Origin of the sequence: Flavobacterium soyae (assembly GCF_045348165.1) — a bacterium.
Classification (GTDB): domain Bacteria; phylum Bacteroidota; class Bacteroidia; order Flavobacteriales; family Flavobacteriaceae; genus Flavobacterium; species Flavobacterium soyae.
The window spans coordinates 455,194-470,630 of the sequence record NZ_CP150845.1 but is presented as its reverse complement, the minus strand read 5'-3'; the positions used below and the strand labels follow the sequence as shown (position 1 = coordinate 470,630).

14 protein-coding genes are annotated in these 15,437 nt (G+C 33.8%); 13 read left to right on the top strand and 1 reads right to left on the bottom strand.

Going from position 1 to position 15,437, the window contains the following annotated elements; genetic code table 11:
• Nucleotides 1-230: 230 nt before the first annotated feature.
• The 13 genes from AABD74_RS02215 to AABD74_RS02155 all read left to right on the top strand — a co-directional run bounded on the left by AABD74_RS02215 (nt 231) and on the right by AABD74_RS02155 (nt 14,676).
• Nucleotides 231-1,790, top strand: a complete 1,560-nt coding sequence (locus tag AABD74_RS02215; RefSeq protein WP_406844556.1) for a hypothetical protein — start codon at nt 231-233, stop codon at nt 1,788-1,790.
• A gap of 138 nt (nt 1,791-1,928) precedes the next feature.
• The gene (locus AABD74_RS02210; RefSeq protein ID WP_406844555.1) at nt 1,929-3,485 is read left to right on the top strand and encodes a hypothetical protein; all 1,557 of its coding nucleotides are present in this window, start codon (nt 1,929-1,931) and stop codon (nt 3,483-3,485) included.
• A 323-nt stretch (nt 3,486-3,808) separates the two neighbouring features.
• Nucleotides 3,809-4,222 (top strand): DUF1842 domain-containing protein, encoded by a 414-nt coding sequence (locus tag AABD74_RS02205; RefSeq protein ID WP_406844554.1) that lies wholly within the window; start codon nt 3,809-3,811, stop codon nt 4,220-4,222.
• Nucleotides 4,223-4,361: 139 nt separating this feature from the next.
• Nucleotides 4,362-5,843 carry a hypothetical protein gene (locus AABD74_RS02200; protein WP_406844553.1) on the top strand — a complete coding sequence of 494 codons (1,482 nt, stop codon included), beginning with the start codon at nt 4,362-4,364 and terminating at the stop codon, nt 5,841-5,843.
• A 1,209-nt stretch (nt 5,844-7,052) separates the two neighbouring features.
• The gene (locus tag AABD74_RS02195; protein WP_232680626.1) at nt 7,053-7,706 is read left to right on the top strand and encodes a hypothetical protein; all 654 of its coding nucleotides are present in this window, start codon (nt 7,053-7,055) and stop codon (nt 7,704-7,706) included.
• Between the two features lie 22 nt (nt 7,707-7,728).
• A complete protein-coding gene (locus AABD74_RS02190; protein WP_232680628.1) occupies nt 7,729-7,905 on the top strand; it encodes a DUF1843 domain-containing protein in 177 nt (58 codons plus the stop codon).
• A gap of 91 nt (nt 7,906-7,996) precedes the next feature.
• Complete coding sequence (locus AABD74_RS02185; protein WP_406844552.1) at nt 7,997-8,167, top strand: DUF1843 domain-containing protein; 171 nt, start codon at nt 7,997-7,999, stop codon at nt 8,165-8,167.
• Nucleotides 8,168-8,245: 78 nt separating this feature from the next.
• Nucleotides 8,246-9,667: a radical SAM protein gene (locus AABD74_RS02180; protein ID WP_406844551.1), complete on the top strand. Its 1,422-nt coding sequence runs from the start codon at nt 8,246-8,248 to the stop codon at nt 9,665-9,667.
• Nucleotide 9,668: 1 nt separating this feature from the next.
• On the top strand, nt 9,669-10,253 hold the full coding sequence (locus tag AABD74_RS02175; RefSeq protein WP_406844550.1) for a hypothetical protein: 585 nt from the start codon (nt 9,669-9,671) through the stop codon (nt 10,251-10,253).
• Nucleotides 10,254-10,467: 214 nt separating this feature from the next.
• Complete coding sequence (locus AABD74_RS02170) at nt 10,468-11,280, top strand: hypothetical protein (protein ID WP_406844549.1); 813 nt, start codon at nt 10,468-10,470, stop codon at nt 11,278-11,280.
• 15 nt (nt 11,281-11,295) lie between these two features.
• Nucleotides 11,296-12,558, top strand: coding sequence for a hypothetical protein (locus AABD74_RS02165; protein ID WP_406844548.1), 1,263 nt, complete (start codon nt 11,296-11,298; stop codon nt 12,556-12,558).
• A 5-nt stretch (nt 12,559-12,563) separates the two neighbouring features.
• Nucleotides 12,564-13,478 (top strand): glycosyltransferase family 2 protein, encoded by a 915-nt coding sequence (locus tag AABD74_RS02160; protein ID WP_406844547.1) that lies wholly within the window; start codon nt 12,564-12,566, stop codon nt 13,476-13,478.
• Nucleotides 13,479-13,488: 10 nt separating this feature from the next.
• A complete protein-coding gene (locus AABD74_RS02155) occupies nt 13,489-14,676 on the top strand; it encodes a hypothetical protein (RefSeq protein WP_406844546.1) in 1,188 nt (395 codons plus the stop codon).
• A gap of 16 nt (nt 14,677-14,692) precedes the next feature.
• On the opposite strand, the gene AABD74_RS02150 is transcribed toward AABD74_RS02155, so the two are convergent.
• Entirely contained in the window at nt 14,693-15,352 is a 660-nt protein-coding gene (locus AABD74_RS02150) for a vancomycin high temperature exclusion protein (RefSeq protein ID WP_406844545.1), read from the bottom strand.
• Nucleotides 15,353-15,437: the final 85 nt, after the last annotated feature.

Genomic DNA, 15,437 nt, shown 5'->3' with positions numbered 1-15,437 from the left:
ATGTAAGAATAATTTTATGTTGTATTTTTAAGTGTTTCATTACTAATATTTTATACTTCATGACATTTTTTGTATTGTAGGAATTGTTCTAAAGTAAATTTGACGCTGAAAATTTAAAGGCTAGCTAAATCTATTTTCAATTTTATTTTAATGTGGAGCAGAGACCACTATAAAAAACGAGGCGGAATCTGAAAAGCCTTACGAGTAGGAACCCAAAAAACAAATTTATCATGGAAACTTTACAAGAAATTTTGAAAGAGAATGCAACTTTGAAGACAATTGGCACACCAGCAGAATATGAAGTTTATGCGGAGTATATGTCAAATATTATTAAGCAGCTTCCAAATCCGGGTAAGTTGAAATTATTAACCAATACTTCGAGCGCGCAGGCTTCTTTTTATTTTCTGGACGACGCAACTAGTGCAGTTAATTCGACTTTGTACAACAATTTATTGAACCAAAGAATTGAAGGAGAAGGAACGGCTAATGGTGTTGAGCAGGTTGGACTTACACAGGATGCATTTACGAATAGTTATCTAAGTGTTTATACAAAATTAAGATATCAGTTATCTCCAAACGACAAAGCGACACAACAAAGAGTTAATGCAGATGTTGCTTCTACAGTAAGAGCCCTTATTCCTGTTTGGAATGCCTGGTACGAAGCGGTTTTGCCAACAGATGTTAAAAAGCTAAATGCAACTAATACTGATGTGGCTTTGATTCAAATGACTAGTACTCTAAATACGGTTTGGCTTAATCCAAAATTCAAAGAAATTATAGAAAAAGACTCTTCTTATCCTTATACACATTTAAACGACTTTAATACAATTTACAGTAAAATACCGGTATCAGTTTCTAAACAAATGAGAGATTATATGATTGAGGTGTTTAATAAATCTGGTGCTGCAGGGGCTATTACTGCAGATATTGCTAATGCAACGCAAACTTTAGCTGGTATTATTGATAATATTCAAAGACCAACAACAGGTGACGATGGAAATGGCGGAATGACAATTACAGGATCAGATAAAGCAATTCCGGGATTGGTATTTGAACCAGCAAGACCAAATGCAATAGTAGATCAGCTTAGAACTAATCCTCCTTCTTCAGTTTTCAGAGTTTCAAAAAGAGTTACTAAATCTACTGAAACAACATTAAACGTTCAGGCTTCTGTAAGTGCAGGAATATCTATTCCAATTTTATCATTTTTTTCTGTTGGAGTTAGCGGCGGTGCTAAAACCAGTATTTTCGAAAGAGATTATTCAGGCTCGAATTTTACAGTAGATGTAGTAGTTAATAACGCTACAGTTAGTCCGCTTATGAGCAGCAGTCCAATGCTTTATAATATTTCAACAAGACAGGGTTGGATGTCAACTTCTCCGGTAAAAGATGCCATTAAAAACGGATATCCTGCTCCAACAGGTATTACTGGTTATGTATTTAATAGCAACCCAAATTTTGACTTTAATGAAGGTGCAGATTTTGGATATATTAATTCATTGATTTTTAGCCAATTTCTTGAAATAAACATTGGTTTTGATAAATGTGACAGCAACCAGGTTAAAAAGTACTTTGAAGAGCATACAGATATGGGCGTGTATTTCTTAGGTATTCGTTTAGGAGGAGCAAGCCAATCTTCAAGCTATAGCTATTCTTTCAGCGATGAAACTGCTACTTCAATTAGAGTTACTATAAAACCTGAAGCTCCTGGTTATGTTCCCGGAACAGACAATATCAATCAATCACTATCTCAATTAGTTGCTGTAGGTGTAGTATATCCTTTCGCCTAATTATTGTTTTAAAATAGTTAAAGAGGGTTGTTAATCATAATGAGATGATTGATAACCCTCTTGTTATTAAACTTTGAAGTTATTTTTTATAGTTGAAAATAACTTCAAATCTAAATTTTAGAATTTAAATGAAAGCTAATGGGAAATCTTATATCAAACATTGATGATAAAATATTTATTGAAAGTGTACAGGATGATTCTGTAGAAAATCAGACCTATGCTGAATATATGTCTAATATTATTCTGCAATTGCCGAATTCAGAAAAATTGCAGCTTTTAACCGGAACGTCCAGCGGGCAGGCTTCCTTTTATTTTATGAACAATAAGGGAGAAGTTAACGCTAGTTTATATAATAATTTTTTAAACCAAAGAATATCCGGCGAAGGGATTCAATATGGAGTCAGACAAGCAGGCTTAACATTAGATTCATTTATAAACAGCTATTTGAGTGTGTATTTGAAAATAAGATATCAGCTATCTCCAAAAGATAAAGCCGAACAAGAAGAAATAAGCAGTAAAGTTGCATCTACAGTTACGGATTTGATTCCATTATGGAATGCTTATGTAGATAAATATCATCCAAACAATATCAGCAAATTAAATGAAACGAATACAAATATTGCATTAATTCAAGTTACAGATACTCTAAATACAGTATGGATAAATCCTGAATATATTCTGGTTTTAAAAGATGAACCTTCATATCCTTATACCCATATTGATGAATTTTCAAAAATTTATAGTGAGATCCCAACAGAAGAATACTTTATTCCTGAAATGAAGAAATTAATGGAAAACATCTATAGTTTATCTGGTGCTTCGGGAGCGGTTACGGCAGAGATTGCTAATGCGGTTCATACTTTAGCAATGATAATTTATAATCTTAATTATCCCAGCACTCAAAATAAAGGACTTTCGTTAACCGGGTCAGACAATTTAATTCCGGGAATGTGGTTTGAACCGTCTAATCCTGATAATATTACAGATCAGTTGAGTAAAGTTCCTGTTGTTTCATACACGAATAATAATGATGTACAGAAATTATCCTCAGAACTTTTAAAAATAAACGTCCTTAATTCAGAAGATATTACTATTTCGCCATTAAAATTTTTGTCAAATGTTTTAGAAGACGGCACTATGAGCAGTGTTTTTAAAGAAACATTCTCAGGAACATCTTATGTTGTTGAAGCGATAGTTAATAATCCTGTTATTGACCCGCAGCTGATGATAACCCCGGTTCCTTTTGATATCAGGACAAATACTGGCTGGATGCTTTCTGAACCGGTAAAAAATGCCATTAAAAACGGATATCCGGCCCCATCAGATCTTACCGGATATATCTTTAATAGTCAGCCAAATTTTGATTTCACCGAAGGCGGAGATTTTGGATTCATCAATTCCCTTGTATTTAGTCAATTTCTTGAGTTGTATATAACTTTTACAGATTGTAATGCGAGAAAAGTAAAAAATTATTTTGAGGAGAATAAATTTTCAAGCTTTAACTTTCTAGGACGATCAATTGGAAATCCATCAGAAGAATTGTCTTATTCGTGTCAGGTCGTAAATGAAAACAGCAATACTTCAGCTGCAGTAACTATAAGGCCTAATCCGCCGGGTTATATACCGCCAACAGCTGATATAACAGAATCTTCGTGTCAATTAGTAGCCGTTGAAATTGTTTATCCATTTGCATAATATTTTTTGAAAAGCTGTAATTAATTTCAATCTTCAGTACGTCAGCTTTTTTCCAAACAGGTGTTTTTACGCATCCTGTTTTCTCGTGTCACTTTTTGTTTGATTCATGTCAAAGAAACAGCACTTCATATCATTTTTTATATTATGTCTACTTATCTGATATAGTTTTGATATCGAAATAAACCAAAAATTGTTATTTAATATGCTTGATAAAGTATTTAAATAAGAATATAAAATATCAAATAGGTGGAGCAGAACCCACTTAAAAAAACGAGGCGGTTCCGAAAAGCCTTATGAGTAGGAAAACCAAAAATATAAAAGTTATGACAGATTTATTAGCAGGTGCTTATTTAGCAAAAGGCACAATCGGAAATGTAGGAACACCAGGTGCTCCAATCGCATCATTTAGTTTAGTTGTTGTACCATCACAAAATTCTGTTTCTGGTACAGTAGTAATTACTCAGGCTATAAGCGGTCCTGATGGAAATATAGTTGTTCCTGTAACAGGAAAAATATATGCAACTGGATTTGGACAATTTACACAAGTAGTAAGTTTACAAGGACAATACGTTCATTCTTTTCCTCCACCGGCAATTGGCGCATTTTTAGCCGATTTTGATGCTCACTTAGCAATCGACGGTGCATGGAACGGAACAGGAGGTTTTTCATACTACCAGCATAATATTGAAAATGTACCTGTAAAAGCAGTAGCAAATTTACAAGCAGAGTTGGCATAATTAAAAGACACCAAATTTAAACAACTCGAAGCACGATACAATTAGGATTTAATTATGCCTGATTTGGTTACAGTTTTGATTGAAAGGGTCGTCTTTGCAGACGGCCTTTTTATTACCGAAAAAAATAAATCACAAAAACATGAAAAGAAAACCTATTATTATCATCTTATTAGTTGTCTTTGTTGCTGCAGCTGTTACATTATTTTTTTTGAATAAAGAAAAAATATTGGGAAAAGCCGGAGTTACAGGATATGCTAAAACGGAAACAGCAGAACCTTGCGAGTGCGAAGCAAGCTGGTTTCCTCACGAACAAACACCGCCGCCTGCAGAAGGAGACGGAAGTCCTTTTGATGCTTCAAGCACTACAAATTGTATCTTTCATCAATGGTCATGGCAGAAATTTCTTTGGCTGACAAAACCACTTCCGTCCGGGAATCCTTTGTTTTTAGATTCACTGGATGTGGTTAGCCCTGAGATGGCGCCGGTTGCTCCGCAGTTGGGATTAAAATTAGTTTTGAGCTCTATTAATCAGGCTGGACCTGAAGCTGTTTTGGTTTCTAATCCAAAAAATGTTCCTGGAAAAACTGCCGGCGATACCGTATTTTACTCTATACATGTTAGTAAAATATTACTGGATAAGGCAACTTTGGCAGCTTCTGAAATTAACAGCGGAAAAGTACCCTATTCAAATTTAGAAACATTTCCTGTTGGTTCACTTGAATTGAAAGTTTCATGGATTAGTACAGATGCAATCCCGAAAGAAAAAATTGCAGATTATTTTGTTACTAAAGCAGCATTCAAAAATAAGCAGGGGCAATATGTTGCAAAATCTGTTGCATTGTTAGGAATGCACGTTGTAGGAGTTGTAAAAAATCATCCTGAATTTATCTGGGCAACCTTTGAACACAAAGAGATGGCACCGGTTTATGACTGGAAAAACAACTCTGTAACTTCAACTGCCGAAATGCTTTTTTATGAAAGCGGCACAACTTCTGGTCTGCAGGGTATTAAATGGAATAAAACAAGCAAGAAACCATTAACACCAAATAAAGCTTTTATTCTTTATGAATACGGTATTCCAAAAGTTCTAAGTACAAATGAATACATGACAACAAGCCAGTCTGAGCCTGCTAATTTTGATAACATTGATACTATCAATAAATGTGTAGCATCTAAGTTAACAGACGTTTTCAAAAATTATTTTTATAACGGATCAATTTGGTTAAACACAGATGGGTTAACTCCGGCGCAGCAGGCGCAAACAATTGTAAAAAGCCAAATATCGAGCGTTCTTCCGGATTCATTGGCAAGAGGTTCTTCGAATCTGGCAAATATTACAATGGAAACCTATACACAGACATTTAAAAATGATGTACACGATATTAATGCAGGAAATCTTGTAAACTGTTTTACATGTCATCAATCTCAAAATTTTGATACATCAAGAGGAACAGGAAAATCTCCATTGTATTTAAGCCATGTGTTTGAGTCTTATTTGTATACTACAAAACCTCAACCGACAGTTGCTAAAAATGTTAACCTGAAAGCGAAACGAATTGAAGAAACAAAAGCTCTTAAACTTAAACAGTTTGAAGAGGTATTTGTTCGTAAGAATAAATAATCCATTTTTCGCAAACGAAAATGTCTTATTTTAATTTTGCTCCAAATGAAAAGCTGAAGTATTACTTCGGCTTTTTTGTTTATCTTCTTTAGAATAATTTGAAGGCGTTTATATTAATTTCATTTCGTAAAAAAACAAGGTTCACGATTTTTCAAAATATTAAATGATATTCCAATCCTGATAAACGGAGTTTCTATCGTAACAATTTGCTGCGATAGAAACTCCGTTTTGTTTTGATATTTAATTCAAGCTGCCAGTTAATAAAGTGTAGTCCCTGCAGGACAAAAATTGACATGAATAAACTGATTTCTACCGATATTTAACTCCTAACGGAGTTTTCTAAATTGTAGTAAGTTTACCTCGATAGAGGTTTAGTATCGGTAGAAAAAAAATATGACCACAATATAATTGTCCCTCCGGGCAATGTCATTAAGTTAAGCTTTTAGAAAATAAAATTATTGCAAATCAAATCCGTGTTTATCAGCGTTTTTACGAAGTAAATCTGTTTTATCCGCGTCACAATTAGACACTGATTTTACTGATTCGCTAAAGCGAAAACGCTGATAAAAACTGATTTTTCTAATGACTTTCTTAATTAAACTGTTAAGTAATTTTATAGATTTCCTCTTAACTTAATGACTTTGCCCGCAGGGATTAAACTTTTTTAGAGCCAATTTATTTATTGAATTATTAAACTAGCAACTTGAATTATTTATGTAATATATCTCCGCCTATCTTTTTCTAAAGCCTCGCTGTAAATCTCCATTCCGATTTTATCTATTTCAAAAATGAAAACCGAAATCTCCGGTTTGAAAAAAATATTTCTTTGAACTTCATAAATAAAATGTAAATAAAAACTTATTTAATGTATTTCTGTTTTCTAAGAATAATCTTATGGCTTGTTTTTTCTGTTTCATGACAAAAAATATTCTTTTTATAACATTTTTGAGGTAAACATCTGTATATCAGAATTAATTTTAATGTATAGAATAAAGGCAGCCGGCAGAATTTATTTTATTAATTATTTCTATTTGATTTTTAAGAACAGCCCTTTTTATGCCATAAACAAGTATAGTTTCTTAAAATATGCATTGCGAAATAATAGTAGTAGTGGAGCAGAACTCACTTAAAAAAACGAACTGTTTCGCACAGGAAAAAGCGAAGGCGGAGCTGAAAAGCCTTATGAGTAAGACCCAAAAAATTATTATTATGCAACCTATACCTAGAAAAGTTAAAAACGTAAATGTGTATCCTTATATAGACTGGAAAGGCGGAGGCGTTGGCCCTGTTATTCTTCCTGTTATCGAAGGCGCCAGCGGGACATATGCTGTTGGGACACTTATTACATCAATATTTTACAATCTTGATCTTAATTCTGTAACTCAAAAATCTAAACTTGGAATACACCAGAGATATGTAGCGATAGGAGAGACAGAAGATGGGACCTCTTTCACGACTCCATGGATGTACTGCACAAATGCAAGTAATAACCCAGAGTTTGGAAGAACGATCAACCTCCTTAAACCAGACTTAGATGCTATTAACACAGAAGTTTTACCAGAATATATAACACTGGGGCCGCTTACTGATATTACTGTTACGCAGTCGTTTCCTCCTCCGGCAATTGGAGAGATTCTCCTAATCGAAAACGGATCAGGAAATGTTATCGCCACAAGAACCGGTACACCCCATGAAATGGGAATTGAAGTAACCGGCGGTAATCGTGTTGGACAATTAAGAACAGGAATGAAAAACATTATGATTACCGGAAAAAACAAAGATGGCAAAACGGTTACGATGGGTAATTTAACTTGTTTAAACCCAAATGATCCGGCCATTTTTCTACATCAGTTTGGAGGTTAATAACTCATTAAACAAAATAGCTATGGGAATAATGATGCCTTACGGTGCTGCGGTCAGAGAAGCGATAGCTTCAAATGATTTAGCAAAGATGGAGTCTATTGCTGAGCAGGCAAAAAAGCTGATAAAAGAACAAGGAGACTTAAGTGCCGCTTTGTTAGAATTACTGGAAGCAATAGATGCCCTAAAGAACAAAAAGTAAAAATGAGTAGAAAAATAAGCTGGCTTGTTCAGTATAACAAGGGTGAATCCGAAAAACCTTAAGAGTAGGAATAACTAAAAAACAAAATGTTATGGGAGTAGTAATGCTTTACGCAGCAGGAATCAGAGAAGCAATTGCTTCAAATGATTTAGAAAAAATGAAAGCAGTGGCCGAACAGGCAAAACAAACAGTAAGAGAACAGGGAGACCTGAGCGCTGCTTTGGTAGAATTGCTGGAGGCTATTGAAAAGCTTAGAAAGTAATCTAAAAAGAACGGTTTATTAAGCCTTGCTTTTTAAACCGTTCTTTAAATAAATCAACAAAACCCTAAATCAACTAAGATGGATAAGACTTCTATACGATACAGAGTAAGAGATGATTATAAAACTGCGACCCCGGTTCATGTCGTTTGGGAAATAACTCTTGCCTGTAATTTGAAATGCTCGCACTGCGGATCCAGAGCCGGAAAAGTGAGACCTGGTGAACTAACTACCGAACAATGTTTTGACGTTATTGATAGTCTTAAACGCCTTGGTACAAGAGAGATTACAATTATTGGCGGCGAAGCTTTTTTAAGAAAAGACTGGCTTGAAATAATTGAAAAAATACACGAAAGCGGAATTGAATGTTCTATGCAGTCTGGAGCTTATAATTTAAATGAAGAGCGAATTAGTGATGCAAAAAAAGCAGGAATAAGAAACATTGGTGTTTCTATTGATGGATTACCGGATACTCACAATAAAATAAGAGGAAGAAGGGATTCTTTTGAGCATGTGATCCATTGTCTGCAATTACTAAAAAAGTACAATATACCTTCTAGTGTAAATACAGTGATTACAAAATTGAATCAAAATGAACTTAGTGAACTTCTGGATGTTTTGATCGAAAATGGCGTAAGAAACTGGCAGATACAACTGGCAGTTGCCATGGGAAATGCCGTTGACCATTCTGAAGAATTGATCCTGCAGCCTTATGAACTAATTGACTTTTACGAAAAACTTATCGTTATATACAGAAAAGCACTGGCAAATAATGTTTTAATACAAGCAGGAAACAACATAGGTTACTTTGGACCTTATGAGCACATCTGGAGACAAGGCAATGAAAAATATTATACAGGATGTTCTGCCGGACATACCGGAATTGGAATTGAAGCCGATGGCAAAATAAAAGGCTGTCCGTCATTACCCACAACCGAATATACAGGAGGGAATGTAAAAGACATGAAGCTCGAAGATATTTGGCGATACAGCGAAGAAATGGTTTTTTCCAGATATAGAAATAAAGAAGAATTATGGGGAGGATGTAAAGGCTGTTATTACGAATCTTCTTGTCTGGCTGGCTGTACCTGGACTAGTCATGTCTTATTTGGAAAAAGAGGCAATAATCCTTTTTGCCATTATCGCGCCTTAGAATTAAAAAAGAAAGGACTTCACGAAAGAATAAGAAAAATAAAAGAAGCACCCGGACTCTCTTTTGATATTGGTTTATTTGAAATCATAGTTGAAAATGAAAAAGGAGAAGTAATCGAAGTGCAGTCACCTCATAATACACCTCTGGTTCCGGTAGCAGATACAGACAGAGTTCCAAGAATTCCAAAAGCGCTTAAACTATGCAATGGCTGCGATAATTATGTTTATGAAGAAGAAACCACCTGTAGTTTTTGCAGTGCCGATATTCAAAAAGTAAACGATGAATATGCCGCTAAAATGGAAAAAGCAAAACGTTCACTGGAAAAATTAGAATTATTAATGATGAAATAATATGAAACTGCTAAAAAAGATTCAATCAGAAATTGACCAATATTCAAATACTATTGAAGGAGCTTTAAGCCTTTCTGAGATTACAATTAAATATGGACTTAATTCGTATCGATATGGCTCTTCCAGTTTTTTATCAGATCTTTTTGATCCTATCGTAATAACAAACGAAACGGTATTTTACGATTTAGGTTCCGGTTATGGAAACATAATTTTATATGGAGCTGTAAAATACCCAAATGCGAAGTTTAAAGGAATTGAAATCCTTAAAGAACGACATGAAGTCTGTGCCGGTTTAATCGAAAAAGAGCAAATAAAAAATGCTGTTGCAATTTGTGGCGATATTTTAAAAACGGATATTTCCGATGGGACTATTTTTTATCTGTACAATCCTCTTTATGATTTTCAATACGCCGAATTATTGAATAAACTGCATCAGATTTCATTACATAAACCTATTACAGTAATTGCAGAATCCAGATGTAATTTTTTTGATGAAGCCGAATGGTTAGAACAATATCACCTTAAAGATATTGATGTAGTTAGAAAAATTAAATACTATCATTCCAAATTTACCAAAACTCCTTAATATAAAAATTAGAAGGGTTCTCTCTCAGTTAAGACTTTTTATTGCAGAGATTAACCACCTAATACCTGATGTTAATGTATTTGCGGCAATTTTTAAAGCCAGTAAATATTTAAGGAATAAGTTTTAAAAAGAATTTTTATACTGTCTATAACGAATTTTCAGTCAAAATAAAATACAAACTAAAAATAAATTAAACCCTAAAACCCCAAGAATCATGACAAATCTAAGTTCAATTATTCTTCCCGTTCTTAAAGATATGGAAGAATCTTATTTAAAAGATCAACTATTAAAGTTTCTCCCTAATCAAGAGGAATCATTTTCAAAAATTGAAAAAAGCTTCAAACAATTAACCTCAAAAGTTCAGGACAAAGAGCGTTTACAGCGTTTTTTTCACAGTTGGAGCCAAACCAATAACAGCGCAATGACTGTTGCAGGAATCAGCAACCGTATGACAATGCTGGTTCACAAAAAACAGCCTATTGCAGACAAAGAAGCACTTTTGCAGTCTATCACGAGTTTAAATAGAATTGTAGACGAAGACCTGGCAGTTGTGGGCAGAGTTTTACATTCTCAGTTATTTTATACCATGGCTACCAATATTTGTACAGACGATGACTGGCTTTCTCGTAAATATTTAAACCAGAGTGCCTACGATTTTAAAGCGTGGAAAGACCAAAATTCGCTGCGAAATAAAGATATAATGATCGCTTTATTGACAACTTTAATCCACGAAATTTATACACATGGCGAGGTAGAATATATTCTTCCAAAATTTGAATCATGGCTTACAAACGATTACGGTTTTTCAGAAGAAGATCGTGACAAAACATTAGCCTGGATAAGCGTTCACTGCGGTCCAACCGAAAAAAATCACTTCTTTTTTGCCGTAAGTTCTATTTTCTATTATGCCAAAGCCATGAATGTTGATCTGGAAACCTACGATCTGGAAACTATCATTAAGGACTATTTGGCTAAAAAATCTGCCGTAATGGAAGATGTTATGGAAATTGAAGAACTTAGTTTATAATTCATATTTCAATACATGATTACAAAGAAAGAACCAAAAGCGCAGCACATTGCCCCTAAAATAAGTCTGCAGCAAAATCAGCCTGAAAAACAGAAAAAATGGAAGGAATTATTTTCTGAATATTTTGAAAAAAATACAGGATTGGGGAGTCATTTTTTTGCTAATTCTTCGGTAAAACTACCTTTAGGATATGATAACGAAATGAATCGTTTGTGTTCTATTTTAAATTACGCTTGTAAAGCAATTGTCCAGCATTATTTTAGAGACGAAAGAATTCGAAATTATTATCAGCTGGACAAAGACCTTGAAGCTTTATTAAAAAAAAGCAGCAGCGCAACATACAATCAGGGCTTTTACCGCCCTGATTTTTTATATGATACAAACAATCAGGCAAAAATTTGTGAGATAGGCGCCCGTTATCCGCTAAACGGCTGGATGATTAGTTATTATCTAAAATTGATAAACGACGAAATAAGTGAAACTAAAGATGGATTAACTTTTAAAGATCCCGATTTAAAAAACCTGATCGACGATTTATATTATCAATTTGCTCCAAATAAAAAACTGGCTCTTGTTCACGACGACGAAAAAGGAACCGAGATTTTTTATCTTCAAAAAGAATTAGCAAAATTGGGAGTTGAATTAATTTCGGTAAAACCTCAGGATTTAACTGTTTCAAACAATTCTATTTATGTAAATGGAGAACCCGTTTCGCAGTTTATATTAGAAATGGATCGGGAAGAACTAAAAAAAATAAAACCAGATGTACTTGATAAACTGATTGAGCAAAACTGCTATTTTAATGATATCAGGACTTTAATTTTAATTCATGACAAAAGGGTTCTGGCCGTAATGTATGATGCCGATATAATGTATGATTATCTAAGCGAAGAAGATTACGATTTTTTAAAACAATATCTAATTCCAAGTTATGTAATTGTTGATCCCGCCGGCTGTGATGCTTTTATTGAAAACGATCAAAACCTGATTTTAAAATTAAATAGCAGCGGAAGAGGAATTGGAGCTTACGTAAAAAGTGATTGCACGGCTCAGGAATGGGATACCATTATTAGAGAAAACTGGAGTAAATATCTAATTCAGCATTTTGTTGAACAGAAAGAGTTTAGAGATCTTGAAAACAATCGCTTGATCCATTTAGTAGGGATGTTGCTGTGTAAAGACGACAAAAACTATGGTTCGGGTTTGTTTCGCGGTTCAGATGAATCAGTTGTAAACGTACATCAGGGCAGAGCTTTAATTTATCAATTAGCAGAGTAAAAATCATGAAACATACAGTTGTAATTCCTCTTTATAATAAAGAAGCGTTCATATACGATACGATTCGGTCGCTGGCTTTTCAGGAAAAAAAAGCTTCACAAATTATTATTGTAGATGATTTTAGTACAGATCAAAGTATGTTTTTGCTAAAAGATGCCTTGTCATTTTTTGCACCGCAGTTTTTACTAACAGATGTTGAGGTTATTGAATTAAAGGAAAATAAAGGCCCGGGTCATGCAAGAAATTTAGGGATGGAACTCGCAACGGGAGATCTTATCAGTTTTTTGGATGCCGATGATTGTTATACTTCTTCTTGTTTAAAAGAAGTCGGCTTAATTATGGAACAGGAAAACATAGATGTTCTCGTACTCGGAATTTTATTAATTCCGTCTGATTATTATCTGCCAAATATTCAATCCTTTAAAAAAGAAATGACTTCGCTCTCAAATGAATTGTTTTTGATTCCTGATATATTACATACCATCAGTTCTCCGGATTTTATTATGGGAGTTGGCAGTAATGTGGTAATCAGAAAAAAGCATTTAGAAAATATTCGCTACGAAACAAATGTATCCTTAAACGAAGGAATTGATTTTTGGTATCGTGTTCTAAAAAGTTTAAAAAACGAATCCAGAGCGGCATTACTAAACAAAGTCTGCATCGAAGTAAGAGAGGTTGAGGGCAGTTTGTCGAGAATTAAATATTCTAATTGGAAAGAATTAAAAACTCCCGTTACAATAGAAAGATATCATAAAAGTAAAGATAAATACGACCAGCAGCTCATGGGCATGTTATCACAGCGATGGCTGGAACACGCCATGGAACGATTACCATCCTGGTACCAAAAAATGTTATTCCTGATAAACCATTCTCAAAGCTTAATCAGGAATTGGTATTATTTCAAAAAAAGAGCAAATTAATTTAAAAATTATGCACCCAGATATTTCAAAAACAGACAAGTCAGAATTGCAGGATTATTTTGAATTAGCAAAAAAGAATCCTTTATATATTGAGTTTTATAAAGAACATGATTGTGCAGAGAAAGCCCCGGTTCTTAGTAAAAAAGAATTGATGCCCATTTTGAAAAACAATTTTAAACTGCACGAAGAAAAGATAGGGGTATATTTAGTACGTTCAGGCGGAAGTACTCAAAATCCTTTGGTTTTTCCGGTAGACATACAAGAAAATCAAAACCAGCGTCTTGCAATGGCAAAGGAATTAACAGAGAATAATTTTTTTACTTCCAAAACAATCGCTTTAAATATTTTTGGATATTCAGACATGTATCGCACAGCTGCTATAATGGATGATATTTTAGAAAAATGCCAGGCAACAACATTAGCACTCAGTGCGCACGCCAGTTATAAAGATATGGAACAAGCCGCGGCTTATTTCAAACCGGATTTTATACTGGGAACGCCTTCTAAATTATTATGCTTTGCACAGTTTTTACAAGAGAAAAATCAAAAACTGCAAATACAAAATTTGTTATATGCAGGGGAGTTTTTAAGACATGAAATACAAAAACTTTTGCAAAAAGTATTTGGGATTAAACAAATTTATTCCATGTACGGTTCTGCCGAAACTGGAATTTGGGCGTTGTCGGATTTTACTCAAAACCCTTCTTTGTTTTCAGTTATTGAAGGAATTATAATCGAAATCATTAATCCGGATAATGACGGATATGGAACAATTGCCGTTACCAATACTTTCCGAAAAAGATTTCCTGTTTTTCGGTATGCTATTGGCGATTTAGGGCGATGGGTTAATTTAGACGGAAAAGTTTTTCTGGAATTAAAATCAAGAGAAACTAAATCTTTTATACTTTCTGAACAGCACTATGATTTAGATGAATTCAATTTTCTTACAAGTTCCGCCACAGCTTTTCAGATTCAATTATCCAGTAAAGATTTTAAAGAAGTCGTTAAAATGCTGCTTGTACAAAATGTTCCCCAAAACCAAAAACTGAATTTTACTGTAGAAAAATGTGAAGCACTAAAAAAGCTGTTAGGTTACGATGAACTTTTTATGGAGGTTGAGGTTTTACTGGTTACAGCTGCTGATTTATATACGGATCCCAATACAACCAAAACACCTCAATTATTAGATTTGAGATGATAAAACTAAAAAGATTTTATCGTTTATCTTCTTTAGAATAATTAGAAACACCATTTATATTAATTTCATTTCCTAAAAAACGAGGTTCACGATTTCTTAATACATCAAAAAAAGATTTAAAAATCGAACCATACTCCCTAAAAGTTACATATTTGTAACCAAGATATTCTCCATTGTTTGCAGAGTATCCCACCGATTTTACACCAAGTTTATTGCCAATATAAATCGCTCTGTTTAAATGATATTCCTGAGAAATTAATGTTGCTTTTTTAATTTTAAAAATATGTTTTGCACGATACATAGTAGAGTAGGTGTCAAATCCGGCATAATCAACAAAGATTTTTGCAGTGTCAACTCCGTGATTAAAACAGTAGTTTTTCATAACCGTTAATTCATCATACTCATCGCGCCCGTTATCTCCCGAAAGTAAAATTTTATTGATACGTTTCATCTTGTACAATAAAATCCCGGCATCAAGACGATCCTTTAAATATTTACTTGGCTGATTCCCATTAATTCCCGCACCAAAAATAATTCCCACATCATTTTTCGGAAATTTTTTAACCGAATAATAAATCTTGTTTTTAGTAGAAGATTTTACGTAATAGTTTATAGAAACAATAGCAATCAATCCAATAATTGCAAGATAAAGAGCTATTCTAAAATATTTTTTCACGGCTTGTATTTGTAAGATTAAGATTTAAAAACACGAAGATAACTAAAATTATTTCTAAGAGAAATCAAATAAAAAAACCGAAGTT

Bases quoted from the DNA above. Each gene is read 5' to 3' on its own strand.
- AABD74_RS02170 (WP_406844549.1), top strand. From the start codon at position 10,468: ATGACAAATCTAAGTTCAATTATTCTTCCCGTTCTTAAAGATATGGAA.
- AABD74_RS02165 (WP_406844548.1), top strand. From the start codon at position 11,296: ATGATTACAAAGAAAGAACCAAAAGCGCAGCACATTGCCCCTAAAATA.
- AABD74_RS02160 (WP_406844547.1), top strand. From the start codon at position 12,564: ATGAAACATACAGTTGTAATTCCTCTTTATAATAAAGAAGCGTTCATA.
- AABD74_RS02210 (WP_406844555.1), top strand. From the start codon at position 1,929: ATGGGAAATCTTATATCAAACATTGATGATAAAATATTTATTGAAAGT.
- AABD74_RS02185 (WP_406844552.1), top strand. From the start codon at position 7,997: ATGGGAGTAGTAATGCTTTACGCAGCAGGAATCAGAGAAGCAATTGCT.
- AABD74_RS02190 (WP_232680628.1), top strand. From the start codon at position 7,729: ATGGGAATAATGATGCCTTACGGTGCTGCGGTCAGAGAAGCGATAGCT.
- AABD74_RS02180 (WP_406844551.1), top strand. From the start codon at position 8,246: ATGGATAAGACTTCTATACGATACAGAGTAAGAGATGATTATAAAACT.
- AABD74_RS02200 (WP_406844553.1), top strand. From the start codon at position 4,362: ATGAAAAGAAAACCTATTATTATCATCTTATTAGTTGTCTTTGTTGCT.
- AABD74_RS02155 (WP_406844546.1), top strand. From the start codon at position 13,489: ATGCACCCAGATATTTCAAAAACAGACAAGTCAGAATTGCAGGATTAT.
- AABD74_RS02215 (WP_406844556.1), top strand. From the start codon at position 231: ATGGAAACTTTACAAGAAATTTTGAAAGAGAATGCAACTTTGAAGACA.
- AABD74_RS02195 (WP_232680626.1), top strand. From the start codon at position 7,053: ATGCAACCTATACCTAGAAAAGTTAAAAACGTAAATGTGTATCCTTAT.
- AABD74_RS02205 (WP_406844554.1), top strand. From the start codon at position 3,809: ATGACAGATTTATTAGCAGGTGCTTATTTAGCAAAAGGCACAATCGGA.
- AABD74_RS02175 (WP_406844550.1), top strand. From the start codon at position 9,669: ATGAAACTGCTAAAAAAGATTCAATCAGAAATTGACCAATATTCAAAT.